Origin of the sequence: Streptomyces sp. NPDC058964, assembly GCF_042741275.1 — a bacterium.
Lineage (GTDB): Bacteria > Actinomycetota > Actinomycetes > Streptomycetales > Streptomycetaceae > Streptomyces.
Map to the genome: position 1 here is coordinate 1 of NZ_JBHYKH010000798.1, position 2,687 is coordinate 2,687.

Consider the following 2,687-nt stretch of genomic DNA (forward strand, 5'->3'; position numbering starts at 1 on the left):
GGGCCGGGGGGGCGGGGTACTCCCGCGCGCCCGGGGGGGCGGGGGGCGCGGGCGCTCGGGGCGGGCCTCGGTTGGGCTCTGCCCGAGTGCTTACTGGAGGCCGGCGGCCTTGCAGGCCTTCGCGAACTCGGCCGTGCAGATGTCCTGGACGGTGTACAGCTTGTCCTTGATCACCGTGTCCTTGATGTTGGCCTTGGTGACCGACACCGGGGTCAGCAGCTGCGAGGGGACCTTGTCGCCGGAGCCGCTGGTCAGCTCCTGGTTGGCCAGGGACTTGATGTCCTTGCCCTGCAGCAGGTTGACCGCGAGCTGGGCGGCGGCGTCCGCCTCCGGCTTGAAGGCCTTGTAGACGGTGCTGGACTGGGTGCCGGCGACGATGCGCTGGATGCCCGCGAGCTCCGCGTCCTGACCGGTCAGCGGGATGCCGCTGATGCCGGCGCCCTTCAGCGTGGTGGCGATACCGCCGGCCATGCCGTCGTTGGCGGAGTAGACGCCCGCGATCTTCTTGGCGCCGAGCTGGGTGATGGCCGCCTTCATCTTCTGGGCGGCGACCGTGTCCTTCCAGAGGCCGGACTGCTCGTAGGCGATGTTGACCTTGCCGTCGAGGATGTTGTGGGCACCCTTCTTGAACTGACCGGCGTTCGGGTCGGCGTCGTCACCGTTGATCATGACGACCTTCGACTTCTTGGTCGCCTTGGAGCCGAGGGAGTCGAGCAGCGCCTGGCCCTGGAGCTCGCCGACCTTGACGTTGTCGAAGGAGACGTACGCGGAGACCGGGCCCTGGGCGAGGCGGTCGTACGCGACAACCTTGATGCCCTTGTCGACGGCGGCCTGGATGGAGGACTTGATGGCGGCCGAGTCCTGGGCGCTGATCACGAGGACCTTGACGCCCTTGGTGATCATGCTGCTGACCTGCTGGGCCTGCTTGGTGGCGTCACCAGCGGCGTTCGCGTACTCGACCTTGCAGTCCGAGCAGAGCTCCTTGACCTTCGCCTCGAAGAGCGGGTGGTCGAACTTCTCGTAGCGCGCGGTCACGCTGTCGGGGAGCAGCAGACCGATGGTCTTGCTGCCGGAGGAGCTGCTGCTGGAAGAGTCGTCCTTCTTGTCGCCGGCCTTACCACAGGCGGCCACGGACAGGGCCATCGAAACAGCGGCCGTGCCGATGACGACTCTACGCATCGTTGCGTTCATTTGGGGGTGCCTCCCTGACAGGGCCGCAGCGCTGCGGCCGAGGTGGCTCGAAGTCAACTCGGCCGCAAGTTCGACGTCAAGAAGTAAATACTTAACGAGATGGCAACGGCGTCATGCGTTCTCTAAGTGAAGGCGGGTGCCGCCATGGCCAGAGAACCGTCCAAAAGGGTCGAATCGCCCATCTCGCTGAGGGCGAGAGCCAGCGCCCCGAGCACCTCCGCGCGGCCCCCGAGGGCCCCTGGGAGGACCGAGAGCTGGCGCGCCGCGCTGGGGATCGCATAGCGGCTCACGGACTCCCTGATGGGCCCCAGAACCAGCTCTCCGGCCTCCGCCAGGTCACCGCCCAGGACGACCCGGCTCGGGTTCAGCAAGTTGCAGAGATTGGCCACACCGCTGCCGATGTGGCGGCCCACGTCGGCGATCACCCGGCGGCAGCCCGGATCACCTTCCCTGGCCAGCCGCACGACGCCTTCCATGGTCAGGTCGGTGCCGTGACTGGACTGGAGCAGCGGGAGCACGTAGCGCGCCGCGGCGAAGGTCTCCAGGCAGCCCCGGTTGCCGCAGCGGCAGACCGGCCCGGACTCGTCAAGAGTGATATGTCCGATTTCACCGGCGGTGCCGCCGGGACCCCGGTAGATCTTCCCTTCGATCACCAGTCCGGCACCGACACCGCTCGCGACCTTGATGTAAGCAAGATCACGCACGCCCCGGCCGCTGCCCCAGACCAGCTCGCCCAGGGCTCCGAGGTTCGCGTCGTTGTCCACGTGCACCGGTACGCCGAGCCGCCCCCGCAGCTCCTCGGCGGGTCTGGTGCCGATCCAGCCGGGAAGGATGGCCGACGAGCCCAGCGAGCCGGACTCGACGTCGATCGGACCGGGTACGCCCAGCCCCACCCCGGCGATCTTCGAACGGTCGACCCCCGTGGCCGCGATCAGCCGGTTGACCAGCTGTTCCGCCCGGTCGAAGCCTTGTGTCGCGGAGGCGTCCACATCCAGCGGTTCGGACTCCTCGGCGAGTACCTGATGGGCCAGGTTGCCGACCGCGACACGCAGGTGCGTATGTCCGAAATCGACGCCGATGACGATGCCGGCGTCCCCGCTCAGGGAGACGCTGCGGGCCCGGCGGCCGCCCGACGACGTGGGCGTGACCTCGACCGTTCCGCCGTCCTTCAGCTCACGCACGATGTTGGAGACGGTCGCCGCCGACAGGCCGGTGGTCCTGGCGATCTCCGCCTGCGTGAGCGACCCGGCTAGTCGTACGGCACGCACGACCCGCTCCAGGTTGGCTCGGTGCAGTGACGACTGCGACCCCGGAGTCTCCACGACGACCTCCTGCGCGAGGGACCGCTTCGGCGGGGCCCCTATGTCCAACTAGTGAACTCTAAGCTGAGCCGTTCGGGTCACCTCCCGTCAATAGGTTGAACTGTTTCCGGGCTCTTGCCCACACCTGCGGCGGGGGGGCGCGCGCGCGGGGGGGGGCGCGGGGCGCCGCCCGGG

At 68.5% G+C, this 2,687-nt stretch carries 2 protein-coding genes; both read right to left on the minus strand.

The features are described 5' to 3' along the window. Nucleotides 1–90: 90 nt before the first annotated feature. The gene (locus ACFW2E_RS44885) at nt 91–1,191 is read right to left on the minus strand and encodes a sugar ABC transporter substrate-binding protein (protein ID WP_384477394.1); all 1,101 of its coding nucleotides are present in this window, start codon (nt 1,189–1,191) and stop codon (nt 91–93) included. A 122-nt stretch (nt 1,192–1,313) separates the two neighbouring features. Continuing rightward, on the minus strand, nt 1,314–2,513 hold the full coding sequence (locus ACFW2E_RS44890) for an ROK family protein (protein ID WP_384477397.1): 1,200 nt from the start codon (nt 2,511–2,513) through the stop codon (nt 1,314–1,316). Nucleotides 2,514–2,687: the final 174 nt, after the last annotated feature.